This window comes from Knoellia pratensis (assembly GCF_042666395.1).
Classification (GTDB): Bacteria; Actinomycetota; Actinomycetes; order Actinomycetales; family Dermatophilaceae; genus Knoellia; species Knoellia pratensis.
Window position 1 is genome coordinate 487,396 of sequence record NZ_JBHTDJ010000004.1, and the last position, 17,703, is coordinate 505,098.

The 17,703-nt window shown below is 67.4% G+C and carries 18 protein-coding genes; 7 read left to right on the forward strand and 11 right to left on the reverse strand.

The genetic code is table 11. The annotated features are described in order from the left end of the window. Positions 1 to 2: 2 nt before the first annotated feature. Genes tatA through ACFQRE_RS18525 form a run of 3 tightly spaced genes read right to left on the reverse strand, consistent with a single transcriptional unit; the run spans position 3 to position 2,303 of the window. Entirely contained in the window at positions 3 to 308 is a 306-nt protein-coding gene (gene tatA, locus ACFQRE_RS18515; RefSeq protein WP_380125281.1) for a Sec-independent protein translocase subunit TatA, read from the reverse strand. A 34-nt stretch (positions 309 to 342) separates the two neighbouring features. After that, entirely contained in the window at positions 343 to 1,314 is a 972-nt protein-coding gene (locus ACFQRE_RS18520) for a helix-turn-helix transcriptional regulator (RefSeq protein WP_380125283.1), read from the reverse strand. Then, a complete protein-coding gene (locus ACFQRE_RS18525) occupies positions 1,314 to 2,303 on the reverse strand; it encodes a helix-turn-helix transcriptional regulator (protein ID WP_380125285.1) in 990 nt (329 codons plus the stop codon). The genes ACFQRE_RS18520 and ACFQRE_RS18525 overlap by 1 nt, the downstream gene beginning before the upstream one ends. Positions 2,304 to 2,334: 31 nt before the next feature. Here ACFQRE_RS18525 and ACFQRE_RS18530 point away from each other — a divergent pair, with 31 nt between their 5' ends. After that, positions 2,335 to 3,438 carry a DUF3866 family protein gene (locus tag ACFQRE_RS18530; protein WP_380125287.1) on the forward strand — a complete coding sequence of 368 codons (1,104 nt, stop codon included), beginning with the start codon at positions 2,335 to 2,337 and terminating at the stop codon, positions 3,436 to 3,438. Here ACFQRE_RS18530 and ACFQRE_RS18535 read toward each other — a convergent pair. The 3 genes from ACFQRE_RS18535 to pafA form a co-directional block, all read right to left on the reverse strand. Further along, the gene (locus ACFQRE_RS18535; RefSeq protein WP_380125289.1) at positions 3,425 to 3,811 is read right to left on the reverse strand and encodes an FKBP-type peptidyl-prolyl cis-trans isomerase; all 387 of its coding nucleotides are present in this window, start codon (positions 3,809 to 3,811) and stop codon (positions 3,425 to 3,427) included. The genes ACFQRE_RS18530 and ACFQRE_RS18535 overlap by 14 nt on opposite strands. Before the next feature lie 92 nt (positions 3,812 to 3,903). Then, on the reverse strand, positions 3,904 to 4,851 hold the full coding sequence (locus ACFQRE_RS18540) for an FKBP-type peptidyl-prolyl cis-trans isomerase (protein ID WP_380125291.1): 948 nt from the start codon (positions 4,849 to 4,851) through the stop codon (positions 3,904 to 3,906). An 83-nt stretch (positions 4,852 to 4,934) separates the two neighbouring features. Further along, positions 4,935 to 6,296 (reverse strand): Pup--protein ligase, encoded by a 1,362-nt coding sequence (pafA, locus tag ACFQRE_RS18545; protein ID WP_380125293.1) that lies wholly within the window; start codon positions 6,294 to 6,296, stop codon positions 4,935 to 4,937. Between the two features lie 146 nt (positions 6,297 to 6,442). Between pafA and ACFQRE_RS18550 the strand changes: the two genes are divergently transcribed. Together ACFQRE_RS18550 and ACFQRE_RS18555 are read left to right on the forward strand one after the other, a co-directional pair. Continuing rightward, positions 6,443 to 7,078 carry a peroxiredoxin gene (locus tag ACFQRE_RS18550; RefSeq protein WP_380125295.1) on the forward strand — a complete coding sequence of 212 codons (636 nt, stop codon included), beginning with the start codon at positions 6,443 to 6,445 and terminating at the stop codon, positions 7,076 to 7,078. Between the two features lie 65 nt (positions 7,079 to 7,143). Beyond that, complete coding sequence (locus tag ACFQRE_RS18555; RefSeq protein WP_380125297.1) at positions 7,144 to 7,833, forward strand: dienelactone hydrolase family protein; 690 nt, start codon at positions 7,144 to 7,146, stop codon at positions 7,831 to 7,833. A gap of 193 nt (positions 7,834 to 8,026) precedes the next feature. Here ACFQRE_RS18555 and prcA read toward each other — a convergent pair whose 3' ends face one another. From prcA to dop, 4 genes are read right to left on the reverse strand one after another with little or no spacing between them, the layout of a single operon-like run. Beyond that, entirely contained in the window at positions 8,027 to 8,836 is an 810-nt protein-coding gene (gene prcA, locus ACFQRE_RS18560; RefSeq protein WP_380125299.1) for a proteasome subunit alpha, read from the reverse strand. Then, a complete protein-coding gene (gene prcB / locus ACFQRE_RS18565; RefSeq protein ID WP_380125301.1) occupies positions 8,833 to 9,675 on the reverse strand; it encodes a proteasome subunit beta in 843 nt (280 codons plus the stop codon). Before prcB ends, prcA begins: the two co-directional genes overlap by 4 nt. Continuing rightward, positions 9,672 to 9,863, reverse strand: a complete 192-nt coding sequence (locus ACFQRE_RS18570) for a ubiquitin-like protein Pup (RefSeq protein WP_009774904.1) — start codon at positions 9,861 to 9,863, stop codon at positions 9,672 to 9,674. The genes prcB and ACFQRE_RS18570 overlap by 4 nt, the downstream gene beginning before the upstream one ends. A 52-nt stretch (positions 9,864 to 9,915) precedes the next feature. Further along, positions 9,916 to 11,442 (reverse strand): depupylase/deamidase Dop, encoded by a 1,527-nt coding sequence (dop, locus tag ACFQRE_RS18575; protein WP_380125304.1) that lies wholly within the window; start codon positions 11,440 to 11,442, stop codon positions 9,916 to 9,918. A gap of 61 nt (positions 11,443 to 11,503) precedes the next feature. Between dop and ACFQRE_RS18580 the strand changes: the two genes are divergently transcribed. The 4 genes from ACFQRE_RS18580 (at position 11,504) to ACFQRE_RS18595 (ending at position 15,801) form a co-directional block, all read left to right on the forward strand. Continuing rightward, on the forward strand, positions 11,504 to 12,472 hold the full coding sequence (locus ACFQRE_RS18580) for an alpha/beta hydrolase (protein ID WP_380125306.1): 969 nt from the start codon (positions 11,504 to 11,506) through the stop codon (positions 12,470 to 12,472). A gap of 21 nt (positions 12,473 to 12,493) precedes the next feature. Next, positions 12,494 to 13,483, forward strand: coding sequence for a ribose-phosphate diphosphokinase (locus ACFQRE_RS18585; protein WP_380125308.1), 990 nt, complete (start codon positions 12,494 to 12,496; stop codon positions 13,481 to 13,483). Between the two features lie 6 nt (positions 13,484 to 13,489). Further along, the gene (locus ACFQRE_RS18590; RefSeq protein ID WP_380125310.1) at positions 13,490 to 13,837 is read left to right on the forward strand and encodes a DUF3054 domain-containing protein; all 348 of its coding nucleotides are present in this window, start codon (positions 13,490 to 13,492) and stop codon (positions 13,835 to 13,837) included. Between the two features lie 1,187 nt (positions 13,838 to 15,024). Then, positions 15,025 to 15,801 (forward strand): DUF1996 domain-containing protein, encoded by a 777-nt coding sequence (locus ACFQRE_RS18595; protein ID WP_380125312.1) that lies wholly within the window; start codon positions 15,025 to 15,027, stop codon positions 15,799 to 15,801. Positions 15,802 to 16,017: 216 nt separating this feature from the next. Here the strand turns inward: ACFQRE_RS18595 and arc are convergent, their stop codons facing one another. Continuing rightward, positions 16,018 to 17,679, reverse strand: coding sequence for a proteasome ATPase (arc, locus tag ACFQRE_RS18600; RefSeq protein WP_380125314.1), 1,662 nt, complete (start codon positions 17,677 to 17,679; stop codon positions 16,018 to 16,020). Positions 17,680 to 17,703 lie beyond the last annotated feature (24 nt).

Below are 17,703 nucleotides of genomic sequence, written 5' to 3' on the forward strand. Positions count from 1 at the left end.
GGTCAGACGGTGGTGCCGGACGTGGGCCCGGACTGGTTGTCCGTCCGCGGCGCGTTCTCGTTGATCGGGGACGCGGTGGGAGCCGTCGAAGCCTGGGTCGGCGTGGCGGACTCGCGGCGCACGGTCTCACCCGTCACGGTCTCGGAGGGCTTGTCCTTGCCATCGCTCTTCATCTCGTCGACCTCGGACTTGAAGACACGAGCCGAGCGGCCCAGGCTGCGTGCCGCGTCGGGCAGACGCTTCCAGCCGAAGATGACGATGAGAAGGACGGCGATGATGATGATCTCGGGGGCGCCGATGTTGCGCATGAGGGTGTGCCTTCTTCCAGTGTGAGGTCTGTGGTCAGTCTACGTCGTGGGTCTGTGGCGAGAGCGCTGCGTGGGCCCTCGCGGCTATGCGTTCGCTGAGATCTTGCGGTGAAACGACCACGGCGTGGCCGCCCATCCGCAGAACGAGACGTTCGATCCACGCGGTGTCAGCCGTGCGGAGGGTGATGGTGCGCGAACCGTCCGGGGCATCCTTCGAGGATTCCACCGGGTAGTAGTCGCTCACCCAGAGGGCACCGGGCAGCAGCCGCACCGTCACGAGCAGGTCGTCCTCGGCCGGGCTGAAGATGCTCTCGCCGAGCTCGCGCGGTGCCACGCCTTCGGGTGGTGTCCCGTCCTCGTCGAGGACAGTGAGGTTCTCGACGCGGTCCAGCCGGAACACCCGAATGCCCTCGGCGCGATGGCAGTAGCCCTCGAGATACCAGTGCCCGTCGGCCGCGATGACGCGCATGGGGTCGACGTCGCGCTCGGTCGACTCGTCGCGCCCGGGCACGTGATAGGTCAGGTGGAGGCGACGGTGGTTCTCGACGCCCTCGCGAGCCCCAGCCAGGGTGGCGTCGTCGACCCGCTCCCCCGCCAGGTCCACGGAGACCCGGGCGGCGGCTTCGGCGGCCGTCCCCGACGCAGTCTCGAGCTTGGCCAGGGCCCGCTCGATGGCGTCGCGCTCGGTGAGGCCCGGAACGTCGAGGAGGGTGCGGAGTCCGACGATGAGGGTCACGGCCTCGTCGACGCCGAGACGCAGCGGCCGCGAGATCGTGTCGGCGTTGCCCACGAAGACCCGGCCCTCCTCCCAGTCGGCCTCGATGAGCTCGTCGGGCATCTGGCCGTAGCCACACAGGAAGAGCAGGTTGAGGTCGGACTCGAGTTGCTCGACGGACACGTCCAGCCCGCGTGCTGCCTCCTCCAGCTCGATGCCCTGACGGTTGACGAGCCACGGCACCATCGTCAGCAGCCGGGCGAGGCGGTTGGTCGCGGTCTCGGTCGCCATCAGACGCCCGCCTCGTGGACGGCGAGGGTGGCCCGCAGCTGGGTCTGCACCCGGTCGAGCAGCTCGTCAGGTTCGAGCACCCGCACGTTGTCGGCGTGCCCGGCGATCTCGGCCGCGAAGCCGTCGACGTCGTGGAACTCGATGTTCAGCTGCGACCAGCCGCTGTCGACCTCGGTCGTCGACGTGGCCCGGCGCCGCAGGCTGTGAGCGGCTCCCGGCCGCACGAGCAGGGTGGCCGGACGAGCTTCACCGCGTGGGGCCGAGCGCTCGACCATGATGCGAGCCTCGTGATCGGCCGGGACATTGAAAGAACCAGCAGGACCCGACGTTCGAACCGCGCCGTCGACACGCGAGAGCCGGAACACGCGCGTGTCCTCGCGGTCGAGGTCGTAGGCCGCGAGGTACCAGCGGCCGTTCCACTGCACGAGCGACCACGGCTGCACCTTGCGCACCTGGGGTTCGCCGCGCTCGGGCCGCCGATAGGTGAACGTGATGGGCGTGCGGCTGAGGACGGCGTCCTTGACGGACTCGAACGCGGGCTCGGTCGTCCGGAGCCGCGGCTCGATGCCGATGAGGGCACCCTCGTCGCGCTCGACGCCGGCAGCGCGCAGCTTGCGCAGGGCCTGCGCCGCGGGCCCCGCCATCGACGCCTGGGCCCAGCTCCGGCTGGCCAGGCCGAGAACGGCCAGCTCGTCGGGCTCGAACTCCAGGTCGGGCAGGGCGTAGTCGCGCTGGTGGATCCGGTAGCCGGGCTCGTCCTCGTGGAAGAGGTCGATCTCCTCGGTCGCCAAGGGGACGCCAAGCCCCCGCAGCTCGTCCTTGTCGCGCTCGAACATCCGGTCAAAGGACTCGGTCGACGCGGTCTCGCCGTACTGCGGGACGAGGGCGCGGATCTGCGCCTTCGACAACGGTCGACGCGTGTAGAGGAGCACGAGCACGAGGTTGAGGAGGCGCTCCGTCTTGGCCGCCGGGCCCGTCGCTGCGCTCATGCATCCGACGCTACTCGATAGCCTGCACCTCGTGATGCAGTGGCGCGAGGGCGTAGTCGTCGAAGAGATCCGTGAGTGGCCGGGATCGGTGGAGTATGCCGTGAGGCTGGCTTCCGCTGATGACACCGGTTCCGAGGTGCGTTGCCTCGCCTACACGGCGATGGTCGGGCGCCCCGAGCCGGGGGACCGGGTGATCCTCAACGCCACGGCCCTGCTCAAGGGTTTGGGCACTGGTGGCCTGGCGTTCATCGTGGCCATCCCCGACCGCCTTCCGCAGGACGCTCCCGACTCCCCCGGGCACATCGTCAAGGCGCGCTACACCCCACAGCAGCAGATGTTCCTCGCGGTCGACGAGCAGGACAGCATCCACCACGACGTCCTCATCGACGCGACCTCCCTCGACCTGATGCCCGTCGTCGTCGCCGACCTCCACTCGGCTCTGCCTGCGCTCATCGCCGGGGTCCGGCTCGCGCGGCCGGAGGCTCGGGTCGCCTATGTCATGACCGACGGCGGAGCCCTGCCGATCGCGTTCTCGCGCGCAGTCGCTGGGCTCAAGGAGGCTGGCTGGATCGCGGCGACCCTGACCGTGGGCCAGGCATTTGGCGGAGACTTCGAGGCAGTCTCGCTTCACAGCGGTCTGCTGGCCGCACGCCACGTCGTGGATGCCGACGTCACCATCGTCATCCAGGGCCCGGGAAACGTCGGCACGGGCACGCCGTGGGGCTACTCAGGCGTGGCCGCGGCGGAAGCCCTCCACGCCACCCACGTGCTCGGCGGCACCAGCATCGCGGCGCTGCGCGTCTCGGGAGGCGACCCCCGCCCTCGGCACCGCGGGATCTCGCACCACAGCACGACGGCATACGGAAAGGCTTTGCTCTCCCCCGCGATCCTCCCGGTCCTGGCGGGTGGCGGCGAGCTCGCCGCTCTTGTCCGCAGGCAGGCCATCGACCTCGCCGCACACAGCCGTGCCGACCTCGACGTCGTCGAGATCGGCACGGAAGGTGTGATTGAAGCGCTGCGTCAGAGCCCGGTGAAACTCTCGACGATGGGACGCGGCCTCGAGGAGGACCTCGCTGCGTTCGTCGTCAGCGCCGTCGCGGGTGTCTGCGCGGCCCAGCGGATCAGCGAACGCTGACGAGGTCCACGACGAAGATCAGGCTTTCGCCCGGCTTGATGACGGCGCCAGCGCCGCGGTCACCGTAGGCGAGGTCACTCGGGATGAGCAGGCGACGTCGGCCGCCCTCCTTCATCCCGACGATGCCGTCGTCCCAACCGCGGATGACCTGGCCGACGCCGAGGCGGAAGTCGAGCGGCGCTCCGCGGCCCCAGGAGGCGTCGAACTCCTCGCCGGTCGAGTGGGCGACACCGACGTAGTGCGCCGAGATGGTCGAGCCGACCGTGGCCTCGGCACCGTCGCCGACGGTGATGTCCTCGATGACGAGCTCGGTGGGTGCAGCGTCACCCGGGAAGTCGATCTCGGGCTTGGTGGTGGCGGGGTCAAAACCCATGGAAGGTCCTTCCGGAGAGGTGGTCAGGGCGGGTCGTACGGGGGTCCTGCTCGGTGGTGCGGGTTGTGGTGGATCGTGCTGGTTCCTGCAGGTCAGACGGCGCCGAGGATGTCGACGACGAAGACCATGGTGTCAGTGCCCTTGATGTCGCCCTGGCCCTCCTTGCCGTAGCCGTCGGCCGGCGGGACGACGAGCAGCACGCGGCTGCCGACGGTGTGGCCGACGATGGCCTTGTCCCAGCCGGGCACGACTGCGCCGACACCGATGGGCGTCGGGTAGCCGGGCGAGGAGTCGAAGACCTTGCCGTCACGCCAGAGAGCGCCGGTGTAGGCCACCCGCAAGGTCTGGCCGCTGACGACCTTGTCACCCTTGCCGGTGATGAGCGCCTGGTTGACGAGCGTCGTCGGGGCCGCGGTCTTGGGGATGGTGATGACGGCCGGCTTGCCGAGAGTCGTCTTGGCGGTGGGCAGCCCGGACTTCGGTGCGACGTCGGCGCCTTCGGCCTCCTTGAGCGGGGAGGCGACCTTGACGACGTCGACCACGAAGAGGATCGGGTCCTCTGCCTTGAGCTTGAGGCTCTCGTTGCCCTGCGGGCCGTAGACGGCAGAAGTGGGCGCAGCGATGAGGAGGCGAGCGCCGGGCTTGGCGCCGGGGAGCTGGCTCGTGAAGATCGGCAACATGTTCTTGTCGGTGAGGTCGATACCGAGGTTCTGCTGCTCCTTCCACGTGCTCGTGGCGACCTTGCCGTCGGTGCCGTTGATGATCTGCGCCTTGATCGAGAGCAGGTCGGTCTTGCCGGCGGCCGTGCCCTTGCCCTCGGTGATGACGCGCTTCGTCTCACCGGTCAGCTTGAGCGGCTTGGTCCCGAGCGTGACGGTCGGCTCCTTGGCCGGGTCCGTTCCTTCGACCTTGACCGAGGCGAGTGGGCCGGTGTCAGCCTTCGCGTCCTTGGAGTCGCCGGAGGAGTCGCCGCAGCCGGCGAGGGCCACGACGCCGACGACGAGCGCCACGGCGAGGGGTGCAAAACGGGGGCGGGACACAGTGAACCTCAGATTTCAGCGGTGGCTGGGAAGGGGCCACCATAACCAGTGGACCTGTCCCTTTCCTGAATCCGCTCCCTGAATCACATACCGGCGATGAGCCGCTCGACGCGGGGATCCTCGTTGCGGAACGGGTCCTTGCACAGGACCGTGCGCTGGGCCTGGTCGTTGAGCTTGAGGTGCACCCAGTCGACCGTGAAGTCGCGCCGGTGCTCCTGCGCGGCCCGGATGAAGTCACCGCGCAGCTTGGCCCGGGTCGTGGGCGGAGGTTTGACCTTGGCCTCGAAGATCTCGGGGTCGGTGACCGCTCGCGCCGCCCGGCCGCGGGCCTGAAGGAGGTAGAACAGCCCACGTCGGCGGTTGATGTCGTGGTAGGCGAGGTCGATCTGGGCCAGTCGCGGGTGGTCGAGGTCGAGGCTGTACTTGGTCGCGTAGTCGCCCAGCAGCTTGTGCTTGATGATCCAGTCGATCTCGGTGTCGACGAGTGAGTGGTTGTCGGTCTCGATCGCCTCGAGCGTGCGTTCCCACAGGTCGAGCACCGTCTTGTGATCCGGGTCGCTCGTGCCTTCACGCTGAACGTATGCCGTTGCCGCAGTGAGGTATTCGCGCTGCAGATCGAGCGCACTGAGTTCACGACCGTTGGCCAGACGCACGAGGCGTCGACCTGTCGTGTCATGACTGATCTCGCGGATCGCGCGGATGGGGTTCTCGAGAGTGAGGTCGCGCATGACGACGCCGTCCTCGATCATCCGCAGCACGAGGTCACACGATCCGACCTTGAGCAGGGTCGTCGTCTCGCTCATGTTGGAGTCACCCACGATGACGTGCAGGCGGCGGTAGTGCTCCGCGTCGGCGTGCGGCTCGTCACGGGTGTTGATGATCGGACGACTGCGTGTCGTCGCCGACGACACGCCTTCCCAGATGTGGTCCGCCCGCTGACTCACGGCATACTCCACGCCTTTGGAGGTGCGCACGAGCTTGCCTGCGCCGCAGATGATCTGGCGACTGATGAGGAACGGAAGCAGGGCGTCGGAGAAGACCTGGAAGTCGCCGGCGCGGCCGACGAGGTAGTTCTCGTGGCAGCCGTAGGAGTTGCCGGCGGAGTCGGTGTTGTTCTTGAAGACGTAGATGTCGCCGCGCACGCCGTCCTCGCGCAGGCGCGCCTCCGCGTCGGCGGTCAGCCCCTCGACGACCCGCTCCCCTGCCCGGTCGTGGGCCACGAGCTGCCGCAGGGAGTCGCACTCGGCCGTGGCGTACTCGGGGTGGCTGCCGACGTCGAGATAGAGCCGCGAGCCGTTGGCGAGGAAGACGTTGCTGGAGCGACCCCAGGCCACGACCTTGCGGAAGAGGTAGCGGGCGACCTCGTCGGGCGTGAGGGTGCGTTGCCCCTCGGACGAGGCGGTGATGCCGTACTCGTTCTCGATCCCGAAGATCCGTCGGTCCATGGCGTCACCCTAGTTGCGCCACCCCCGGACGCCGGGACCCGACTCCGGAGGGCGTCCAGCATCCGGAACGTCGGTACCACCATCCGGTACTTAACGGCATGTTTGGTTTCTGACAACTTCGTGTTACCGATGAGAGGACCGTTCCCATGGCCACGCTGCGTCTCGGCGACAACGCCCCCGACTTCACCGCTGAGACCACTGAGGGTGAGATCAGCTTCCACGAGTGGAAGGGCGACGGCTGGGCCGTCCTCTTCAGTCACCCGGCGGACTTCACCCCCGTCTGCACGACCGAGCTCGGGCGTGTCGCCGCGCTCAAGGACGAGTGGGCCAAGCGCGACGCCAAGGTCCTCGCCGTCTCGGTCGACGGGATCGAGGACCACAACGCCTGGAAGAAGGACATCGAGGAGGTCGGCGGTTCGCCCGTGACCTACCCGATCGTCGCCGACAAGGACCGCAAGGTCGCCGAACTCTACGACATGATCCACCCGGGTGAGGGCGACACGTCGAGCGTGCGTTCGGTGTTCCTCATCGACCCCAAGGGCAAGGTGCGTCTCTCGCTCGTCTATCCCAAGAGCGCCGGCCGCAACTTCGACGAGGTCCTGCGCGCCCTCGACGCCCTCCAGGTCAACGACTCCGGTCCCTTCTCCACCCCGGCCGACTGGAAGCCGGGCGAGCGCGTCATCGTCGCGCCGACCGTCTCCACCGAGGACGCGCGCGAGAAGTTCAAGGACGTCGAGGAGATCAAGCCCTACCTGCGCTACGCGGCGGCGCCCACGGCCTGACCCTGACAGCTTTCCCGTATGCCGCGTGGTCCCCTCCCAGGGGCCGCGCGGCATACGTTTGTCCCATGCCTGACGACATCGAGCTCGACATTCCCGCCGACCTGCTTCTGCCCGAGTCCGGAACTGGACCGGGTCTCGTCCTGTTCCAGGAGATCTTCGGGGTGACCGACTACATCCGGTCGCGCGCCCAGGACCTCGCTGACCTCGGCTACGTCGTGCTGGTCCCCCACTTCTACGGACGGCTCGGCGACCCCGTCATCGAGGAGGGTGGCGATGGCCTGCCCCAGGCGATGGGCCTGCTCGAAGAACTCGACTGGCCCGGGGCCGTGGCCGACGGCGTCGCTGCCCTGTCGGCCCTGCGTGACCACCCCGCCGTCTCCGGCGGCGTCGGCCTCCTCGGCTTCTGCTTCGGCGGCGGACTGGCCTACAACGTTGCGGCAGTGGCTGATGCGAAGCCGGACGTCCTGGTCAGCTACTACGGCTCTGCCCTGCCGAGCCTGCTCGGTCTCGCGTCCCGGGTCACGACACCGAGCCTGCACCACTTCGGGGACAGCGACGACTACATCCCGATGGACACGGTCCGCGCGATTGAGCAGGCCGTCAGCGACGGCCACGACGACGTCACCTTTGTGCTGCACCCCGGCGCCGGTCACGCCTTCGACAACCCGTCGCCGATGTTTCACCACGAGGGCGCGTCACGAGAGGCCTGGGTCAAGACGGTTTCGTGGCTCGCAGCCGCACTCCCCACGACCTGACCGAACCGAGCTCCGACTCCGTCTGCGCATGGCAGTGCGTGCGTTCGACCGCAGGGCGGAGCGCGCCGCAACGAGAAGTGTCTACGGGCTACGGCGTCGGCGCGCGCAGCCCCTAGGGCGACTGAGCGCGCATTGCCGTGCGCGCGGAGGCGCGCGGCCATGCGCAAGGAGTCGAGAGCCCCGGAGGGCGGTCTCAGTCGGAGTCGGGGGTTGTCTCGTCGCCGTGTCGCTGCGTCTGCGGGTTGCTGGCCGCCTGACGTGGGCTGTCGTGGTCGACCGGCGGCACGTCGTCCGTCGGGTCGTCCTCGGACAGCAGCTGACCGAGCAGGTCACCGTTGATGCGCCGGAACGTGCGACGTGACCGAGTCCGGTCAAGGACGGCCACCTCGAGAGCGTCCGGCCCCAGCTCGCGATCGGGACCTCCAGCGGGATCATGGGCCAGACCGGCGACGGCAAGCTGCAACGCCTGCGCGAGAGTCAGCCCGGGCTGCCACTGCTCGGTGAGGCGCTCCTCGATCTGGTCGGCGGCGCCCCCCATGGCGACCAGTCCACGCTCGTCCGCGACGGAGCCGTCGTAGGTCAGCCGATAGATCTGGTCACCGTGCACGTCCTGGCCAACCTCTGCCACGACGATCTCGACCTCATAGGGCTTCGACTCCTGGGTGAAGACTGTCCCGAGCGTCTGCGCGTAGGCGTTGGCGAGTCCTCGAGCGGTCACATCGCTGCGGTCGTAGGAGTATCCGCGCAGGTCGGCATACCGAACGCCGGCAACGCGCAGGTTCTCGAACTCGTTGTACTTGCCGACCGCCGCGAAGGCGATGCGGTCATAGATCTCGCCGATCTTGTGCAGGCTGCGTGATCGGTTCTCGGCGACAAAGGCGATGCCGTGGTCGTAGCCGAGGACGACGACCGAGCGACCGCGGGCGATGCCCTTGCGGGCGAAGTCGGCCCGGTCCTTCATGAGCTGCTCGGGCGAGACGTAGAACGGCATACCCGCGGTCATGAGGCACCTCCCCCGCGTCGTCCGCCGGGATTGCCACGGCGGTCGGCGACGATGGCGTCGACCACGGGCGCGACACTGTCGTCGGCCACGAACCGCGCACCGTCCGCGTCGACGAGCGCGACGGTCGGCCAGATGCGTCGACCCACGTCGGGGCCACCGGTCGCCGAGTCGTCGTCAGCCGCGTCCCAGAGAGCCTCGACGGCAATCCGGACGGCCTCATCACTCGTCATGTCGGGGCGGTGGAGCTTCTTGAGCGCGCCGCGGGCAAAGAGTGAACCCGAGCCGATGCTGTGGTGGTCGTGCTCCTCGTAGCACCCGCCGGTGACGTCGTAGGAGAAGATCCGGCCGATCGACTCGTGGTGGTCGAAGCCTGCGAAGACGGGCACGACGCTCAAGCCCTGCATGGCCATTCCGAGGTTGCCGCGGATCATCGAGGCGAGGCGGTTGGCCTTGCCCTCGAGGGACATGAGCGTGCCCTCGATCTTCTCGTAGTGCTCGAGTTCGACCTGGAAAAGGCGGACGAGCTCGATCGCGAGACCAGCCGTCCCAGCGATGCCGACGACGGAGAACTCGTCGGTCGCGAAGACCTTCTCCATGTCGCGGTTGGCGATGATGTTGCCCATTGTCGCCCGGCGGTCACCCGCCATGAGGACCCCGCCCTGGTAGGTGAGCGTGACGATCGTCGTCCCGTGCGGGGCGTCGATCGTCGCTCCCGGCGGCAGGCCGCGTCGTGACGGGATGAGGCTCGGTGCGTGCTCCGCGATGAACTCGGTGAACGAGGCAGAACCCGTCCGCAGGTATGCCCCAGGGAGACGTCCGCTGTCGGGCACGGGGCTCACTGGCCACCCTTCTGGACGAACCCGCGGACGAACTCCTCGGCGTTGGTCTCGAGGACTCCGTCGATCTCGTCGAGGATGTCGTCGATCTCGGTGTCGGACACCTGTGCTGCAGGCGCCGCTGCAGGCTCGGGGGCGTCGTCCGGACCGTCGTCCCGTCGACCTGGCTTGATCTGCTCCTGGCCGGCCATGGGCTCCTCCTCGTATCAAGTGCAGCACCGTCACGGTGCCTGAGGTCCGAGCCTAGTCCGCGGCCTGCTCGACAGTGGCCAAGGACTCCAGGAGCGACCGGATGTCGGACGCCCCTTCGACGAGGTCGCCGACTGCGTCCTTGGTGCCACGCAAGGGTTCGAGAATGGGAATGCGTTGAAGAGAGCGCTCCCCCGGCACCTCGACGACGACCGAGTCCCACGAGGCGGCGACGACCGATTCGGGGAACTTGCGCAGGCACGCCCCACGGAACCAGGCCCGGGTGTCCTCGGGTGCGTTGTCCATCGCGGCTGCAGCCTCGGCCTCGGGCACGAGGACCTCGACGCGCCCGGTCGCCGCAAGCCGATGCGCCAGACCCCGGTCGCTGCGCACGTCGGACCACTGGATGTCGACAGCCTTGAGCCGCGGGTCACCCCAGCCGAGGGAGTCGCGCTCGCGGTAGCCCTCGAGGACCGACAGCTTGGCCACCCAGTCCACCCAGCGACGCGCGTCCATCGGGTCGCCCTCGAGTGCGGTGAGCACCGTGTCCCACCAGTGCAGGACCTCGATGGTCTCGGCGTCGACGTCACTGCCCCACGTGTTGTCGACGTAGCGGGCGGCGAGTTCGTGGAAGGTGCGCAGCAGCTCGACCGGTCGGATCGAGCGACCGTTCGTCAGCTCGATCGTCGATTTCAGGGTCGGGTCATGGCTCACCGCTCGCAGGGTGGGCACGGGCGAACGCACACTGAGGTCCGTCGTGAAGGCGTCGTCCTCGATCATCGCCAGCACGAGCGAGGTCGAGCCCATCTTGACGAGGTTGGCGACGTCGCAGTGGTTGGCGTCCCCGAGGATGACGTGCAGCCGGCGATAGAGGTCGGCAACGGCGTGGGGCTCGTCGCGGGTGTTGATGATGGGGCGCTTCAGGGTGGTCTCGAGCCCGACCTCGGCCTCGAAGAAGTCAGAGCGCTGTGCGATCTGGTAGCCGGTCGCACGCGAGTCGACGCCGATCCCGACCCGACCCGAGCCGGACATCACCTGGCGCACGACGAAGAACGGCGTGAGCTGGGAGATGATCCGTGCGAACGGCGTGCGGCGCGACATGAGGTAGTTCTCGTGGGTGCCGTAGGACGCACCCTTGCCGTCGGTGTTGTTCTTGTAGAGGTTGACGCCCGGCGGCACGGTCGCGAGTCGCTGGACGGCCTCTCGCATGATGAGCTCGCCGGCCTTGTCCCAGACGACCGCGTCGCGCGGGTTGGTCACCTCCGGTGAGGCGTACTCGGGGTGGGCGTGGTCGACGTAGAGACGGGCTCCGTTGGTGAGGACGACGTTGGCCATCGTGGGGTCCTCGATGTCCGTGAGCTGGCTGGCGTGGGCGCTCCCCCGACCCATGTCGAACCCACGGGCGTCGCGCAGAGGCGCCTCGTCGGCGTAGTCCCAGGAAGCCTGCGCGGGACGGACCCCCCGGCTCGCGGCATACGTCGTCACCACGTCCCCGGACAGGACCATGGGGTTGGCCGAGGGCGACCCCGGGACCGAAATGCCGTACTCGGTCTCGATACCCATGACGCGTCGCACTGACATGGATGCAAGGAAACCACGCCGGACGGCGGATGCCCGGCTCGCCCCCCGGCATACTCCTCGCATGCGCTCCTACCGCGGGATGTCCCCCTTGACGACCGCGACCGTCGCCGTCGTCGACCGGATGCGAGTTCCCGTCGAGAACATGAGCGAAGAGCAGCGCCACGAAGCCCGCGCCGCGACCTATCCGGCCAAACGGCTCACCTCCTGGGTCACGGGCAGGGTCGACCCCGCGGTGGGCATCACGTTCGGGACGGCGCCGGCTCGTGACGGCTACGAGATCCCGCTGCGCATCTATCGCCCGCGGGCCATTCGTGACTCCCAGATCGACGTTCCGGTCATCGTCTACTTCCATGGCGGCGGCTGGGTGCTCGGAAACCTCGTGAACTACGACCCGCTCTGCACCCACCTCGCGGCCGAGGTCGGGGCCGTTGTCGTGAGCGTCGACTACCGGTTGGCGCCCGAGCACCCGGCGCCCACAGCCGTCAACGACGCCGTCGACGCGACGACGTGGATCGCGGCACAGTCGGACGTGTTGCGGGCCGATGCGCACCGCCTCGCCGTCTGCGGGGACGCGGCCGGCGGGCACCTCGCGGCCGTGGTCGCCCAGGTCGTCCACGGCAGCGGAGCCGACTGGATCCGTCACCAGGCGCTCATCTATCCGGCCACCGACCTGACCATGCAGTCACCGTCCATCGAGGAGCACGCACACGCCCCCATCCTCACCAAGGCGTCGATCCTCTCCTTCCGTGAGCTGTATGCCGCTGGACTGGATCTCAGCGACCCTGTCCAGTCGCCGTTGTTCGGCGAACTCGTCGGGCTACCGCCCGCGCTGATCCAGACCGCGGACCTCGACCCGATCCGGGATGACGGAATCCGGTATGCCGCCGCCTTGCGTTCCGCAGGCGTCGACGTTCGCCACACGAACTACCTCCGCGTGCCGCACGGATTCGCGAGCTTCCCCGGTGCGTGTGCCGCAGGGGCGCAGCATCGATGGGAACTCGTGAATGAACTCCGCACTCACCTGACCTGACGTCTGGCCTAGGGTCGACCCATGCGCGAGATCGTCGTTTTCTCCGGTAGTGCCCACCAGACCCTCGCCTCCCAGATCTGCGACCAGCTCGGCGTGCCGCTGTCGGGCAGCGAGATCAAGCGCTTCAGCAACGACTGCCTCCAGGCCCAGCTGCTCGCGAACTGCCGCCAGCGCGACGTCTACATCATCCAGCCGCTCGTCCCGCCGACGCAGGAGCACCTCATGGAGCTGCTCCTCATGATCGACGCTGCCCGAGGCGCGTCCGCCGCCCAGATCACCGCGGTCATCCCGCACTACGCCTATGCCCGGTCCGACAAGAAGGACGCGTCGCGCATCTCGCTCGGTGGAAGGCTCGTGGCCGACCTCATCTCGACCGCCGGCGCCCATCGCGTGCTGACGATGAACCTCCACGCGCCTCAGGTGCACGGCTTCTTCTCCGTTCCCGTCGATCACCTCACCGCGCTCGGAGTTCTCGCCGACCACTTCCGGGGAACGGATCTCACCAACTCCGTCGTCATCTCGCCTGACCTCGGCAACGCCAAGGAAGCGACCCAGTTCTCACGCCTGCTCGGCCTGCCGGTTGCGGCCGGCAGCAAGCAGCGGCAGAGCGACGACAAGGTCGTCATCGACTCGATCGTCGGCGACGTCCGAGGCAAGCGCGCCATCGTCCTGGACGACGAGATCGCGACAGGGGGGTCCATCCTCGAGCTCCTCGATCGCCTGGCTGACTTCGGGGTCACCGAGGCCGCCGTCGCGTGCACTCACGGGCTCTTTGCCGGCAAGGCCGTCGAGCGGCTGCGTGGCCACCCGATGGTGAGTCAGATCGTCACGACCGACACGGTGCCTGCACCGAGCGGCTGGCCTGAACTCCAGGTCCGCACCGTCTCGGGGCTCTTCGCGGAGGCGATCACCCGGATCCACGGCGGTGAGTCGGTGAGCATCCTGTTCGACGGAGTCGACCCGACGCACGCGCCACCCCAGGGCTCGCTGTTCGACAAGGTCGGTGGCTGAACCTCGATGAGTCGCCTCGTCGCTCCCCTTCTCGACCTGCTCGCGGTCGTGGTCTTCGCTCTCGTCGGACGGCGCTCCCACGCTCACGGGATCACGTTCGCCGGAGTCCTCGAGACCGCAGCGCCCTTCCTGTGCGGCACCGCCGCGGGCTACCTCGTCGCCTCGATCACCCTGGACGCCTCGCCCCGCACGTGGCGGTTCGGCGTCATCGTCGTGGCGGCCACGGTCGTGGTCGGGATGCTCTTCCGTCGCTTGGCAGCGACCGGCACGGCGCCGTCGTTCATCGTCGTCGCCTCTGTCTTTCTCGCTGTGACGATGCTCGGCTGGCGTCTGGTCGCTGGGTTTGTCGCCTGACGTCACATCCCACCTCGACAACTCCGCGGGCCTGCCGGCAGGGCGCACATCGAAGAAGTGGACAGGCGCAGCGAACTGACATGGCGTAGCTCTTCGCGCTCGGAATTCACATCACCAATGCTCCTCAACGAAGTCTGCCGCTCCATCGCTATTGCTTCCCGACCCGCGTCGTTCACATAGCGCACGAGAATGCGTGTACAAAAGCAGGAATGACGAAAGCCAGGCGTCTTCATTGGTCGCAGATCAGGCAGAACTCGCACCAATAAGAAGCCCGGACGCTCCGGAGATTCGCGTTCATGGGTGATTCGGTCGCACATTCCTCCGAGCAGGTCGGCGCTCATCGGGAACTACACTTCGCGCTCCGAATGAGCCGGGCGTGCCTATGAGCAGTGGCTCATATGGGTCATTCGGGTCACTTTCGCCATGGCCTTTGGCTCGAGCCCGCGTGGGCCCTGAGGGCGCCAATCCTCAGGACATGGGAAAGGCGTGACCCGTTCGCCGCGGACCGGATCCTGCAGAACTGGGTGTCGGTGATGCGTACCGGACGCTCAGAGATACGCGGCGCCGGCGACTCCAGAGGCCGCCGTCGGCAATTGTCTCAAGATTTGGACAGACGAAGGGATCCGAAACAACTTGACGTCGGGAACCTGCTGAGGTATACGTGCAGACTCCCCGGCCGGCCCCGCGGACTGTCCTCACGACAGTCCGCGTCTTCGCATGTGAAGGGCGAAATCGACCCAAGGGCCCGGTACGTGAATCGTCAATCAGGACCGCAGTAACTAGTTACTTAACCCTCGTCAGACGACGCAGAACGAATGGCATCTCGGGTCGAAATCCGCCCCAGGCCGCCTCGCGCACGCAACCCTGGGACGCGCAGGCGGCACCTTTCCAGTACTCTTCCACGAGCCAAGGACGAAAGCATCACCTGATGACTTTCCTGAAGTCCTGTCGTCGAGCATCGGAGTACAGACATCGCCATTTTTCCTGCCTTCTTTCGGCCACACAGCGCGAACCGTTCAGACTTGTCCGTCACCTTGAAGCTCGCTCGCTTCACGCTGACTTCAGCTGCAGCCCTCGCACTCGTGGCAGCAAGCGTGTCCGCACCTTCGCCCGCGTCAGCGGTAGCCAAGATCAAATGTGACGTGGGTCTGCCAAGCCGCGGCGATGTGGCAGTGCACGTTGGCACGGTGGACCCCATCGTGAACCACAACCAGGCCGCGGCGGCTCACCAACATGACTTCTTCGGGGCCAAAAGTTGGCAGGGCACGTTCGGCAACGGTGCCGACTACAACGACGTGAGGGGCTCAGCGACGACGTGCCGCGAGCAGAAGGACACCGCAGCCTATTGGGCACCGTCGCTCGTGTTCACGTCCGGACCGAAAGCCGGCCAGCGCGTACCGCCCGTGCAGTTCACCGCCTATTACCGGGCGTTTGCAAGTCAGTCTTCCGGACAGGGCAGGCCGTTTCCCCCGGACACGCGCCTCGTCGCCACCGACGAGGCCGGCTACGGCCTGACCGGATGGACGTGCGGACAAGCCTCACGACAGGCCGCCGTTCAGGGCGGGGTCGGGTTCATCCCCGACTGCACTGGTGAGGACGGCAGTCCCGGAAACACCCTGACTGCCCACGTCAACTTCCCGTCGTGTTGGAACGGCGTGCTGCCGAACCACACACCGGGGGACGTGGGTGACACCCGCGACAATGCGAACTACGCATACCCCGCCAACAAGACTGCATGCCCGGCTGCGTTCCCCATCGAGATGGTCCAGTTGCGCGAGACGATCCAGTACGCCTATACCGGCAACGGCGCGGACGTGGCACTGACCAGTGACCATGGCATGCGCTCGGGAACCGAGATGCACGTCGACTTCTGGAACACCTGGGATCAGGCCGGTTTCGAGGACATGGTGAGGACCTGCATCACCGTCGCGTCGGCATACAGCGCTGCTCGGTGCGACCCGTGAGCCGATAACCCGGGCATCGCCCCGACGTCCCAGCCTGCTCCCGATGGAGACGCTTGGACTGTGGGTTTCCGGTACGACCCCAGTTGGGGTCCTCGAAAGACGGACCCCAACTGGGTCGCGCTCACCCGGTGACAGCGGAGCGCGACAAGCGTCCTTGGGAGCTTCCGTGCGTCAGGCCACTGGTCTCCGCAACCGCCGGGTTCGTCCCCTGACGTGTCAGAGATATTGACCAGTGTTGGCGATGGTCGAGATCGAGCGGCCGGGTTCGTTGCCTTCCTTGGTCTTGATGAGCGTTCGGATGTAGACGATCCGCTCGCCCTTCTTGCCCGAGATCCGCGCCCAGTCGTCCGGGTTGGTCGTGTTGGGCAGGTCCTCGTTCTCCTTGAACTCGTCCACACAGCTCGCGAGGAGGTGGTCCACGCGCAGGCCGCGGTGACCCGTGGTCAGGAAGTCCTTGATGGCCATCTTCTTGGCCCGGTCGACGATGTTCTGGATCATCGCGCCGCTGTTGAAGTCCTTGAAGTAGAGGACCTCCTTGTCGCCGCCGGCATAGGTCACCTCGAGGAACTCGTTGTCCTCGTCCTCGGCATACATCCGGGTGACGACCGCCTCGGTCATGGCCTCGACCGTGGCCTCGGGCGAGCCACCGTTGACGGCCAGGTCGTCCGCGTGGAGGGGCAGGTCGGGGGTGAGGTACTTGAGGAAGATCTCGGTCGAGGCCTGGGCGTCAGGGCGCTCGATCTTGATCTTCACGTCGAGACGGCCGGGGCGCAGGATGGCCGGGTCGATCATGTCCTCGCGGTTGCTGGCGCCGATGACGATGACGTTCTCCAGGCCTTCAACGCCGTCGATCTCACTGAGGAGCTGCGGGACGATGGTGGTCTCGACATCGCTCGAGACGCCGGACCCACGGGTGCGGAAGAGGCTGTCCATCTCGTCGAAGAAGACCACCACGGGGAAGCCCTCAGAGGACTTCTCGCGAGCGCGCTGGAAGATGAGCCGGATGTGCCGCTCGGTCTCGCCGACATACTTGTTGAGCAGCTCGGGGCCCTTGATGTTGAGGAAGTAGCTCTTGCCCGGCTCGCGCCCCTCCTTCTCGGCGATCTTGCGCGAAAGGGAGGCAGCGACGGCCTTGGCGATCATCGTCTTGCCACAACCGGGAGGGCCGTAGAGGAGCACACCCTTGGGGGCCTTGAGGTGGTGCTCGGTGAAGAGGTCGGGGTGGAGGTAGGGCAGCTCGACTGCGTCACGGATGAGCTCGATCTGGCTCCCGAGCCCACCGATGTCGTCATAGGCGATGTCCGGGACCTCTTCGAGGACGAGGTCCGCAACCTCGGCGCGAGGAATCTGCTCATAGACGAAAGCGCTGCGTGACTCGAGGAGCAGGGCGTCTCCGACGCGCAACCTGACGTCCTTGAGGGACGCGGCCACACGGCATACGCGCTCCTCGTCTGCGCGCGACAGGACGAGAACGCGGCCGTCGTCGAGAATCTCCTTGAGGAGGACGATCTCGCCAGCGCGCTCGAACCCATGCACCGCAACGACATTCATCGCCTCGTTGAGCATGACCTCGCGGCCGACCTCGATCTCGCCGGCCTCGATCGTCGGGCTCACGGCGACGTGCATCTTGCGGCCGCCAGTGAGCACGTCGACCGTCTTGTCCGGGAAGGTCTCGACGACGATGCCGTAGCCGGAAGGCGGCTGCCCCAGGCGGTCGACCTCGGTCTTGAGGGTGACGATCTGTTCGCGGGCGTCGCGCAGGGTGCGCACGAGTCGCTCGTTCTGCGCGGACACGGTGTTGACCTGGGAACGCAGGTCGTTCACGGTGCCTTCAAGACGGCGCGTGGCATCGCGTTCGGACGGAGTGAACTCGGTCATCGGGGCCTCCTCGGCTCTGCTGGC

Coding starts and splice junctions, on each gene's coding strand:
- tatA (WP_380125281.1), bottom strand. CDS start 308: ATGCGCAACATCGGCGCCCCCGAGATCATCATCATCGCCGTCCTTCTC.
- ACFQRE_RS18520 (WP_380125283.1), bottom strand. CDS start 1,314: ATGGCGACCGAGACCGCGACCAACCGCCTCGCCCGGCTGCTGACGATG.
- ACFQRE_RS18525 (WP_380125285.1), bottom strand. CDS start 2,303: ATGAGCGCAGCGACGGGCCCGGCGGCCAAGACGGAGCGCCTCCTCAAC.
- ACFQRE_RS18535 (WP_380125289.1), bottom strand. CDS start 3,811: ATGGGTTTTGACCCCGCCACCACCAAGCCCGAGATCGACTTCCCGGGT.
- pafA (WP_380125293.1), bottom strand. CDS start 6,296: ATGGACCGACGGATCTTCGGGATCGAGAACGAGTACGGCATCACCGCC.
- ACFQRE_RS18550 (WP_380125295.1), top strand. CDS start 6,443: ATGGCCACGCTGCGTCTCGGCGACAACGCCCCCGACTTCACCGCTGAG.
- ACFQRE_RS18555 (WP_380125297.1), top strand. CDS start 7,144: ATGCCTGACGACATCGAGCTCGACATTCCCGCCGACCTGCTTCTGCCC.
- prcA (WP_380125299.1), bottom strand. CDS start 8,836: ATGACCGCGGGTATGCCGTTCTACGTCTCGCCCGAGCAGCTCATGAAG.
- ACFQRE_RS18570 (WP_009774904.1), bottom strand. CDS start 9,863: ATGGCCGGCCAGGAGCAGATCAAGCCAGGTCGACGGGACGACGGTCCG.
- dop (WP_380125304.1), bottom strand. CDS start 11,442: ATGTCAGTGCGACGCGTCATGGGTATCGAGACCGAGTACGGCATTTCG.
- ACFQRE_RS18580 (WP_380125306.1), top strand. CDS start 11,504: ATGCGCTCCTACCGCGGGATGTCCCCCTTGACGACCGCGACCGTCGCC.
- ACFQRE_RS18585 (WP_380125308.1), top strand. CDS start 12,494: ATGCGCGAGATCGTCGTTTTCTCCGGTAGTGCCCACCAGACCCTCGCC.
- ACFQRE_RS18590 (WP_380125310.1), top strand. CDS start 13,490: ATGAGTCGCCTCGTCGCTCCCCTTCTCGACCTGCTCGCGGTCGTGGTC.
- arc (WP_380125314.1), bottom strand. CDS start 17,679: ATGACCGAGTTCACTCCGTCCGAACGCGATGCCACGCGCCGTCTTGAA.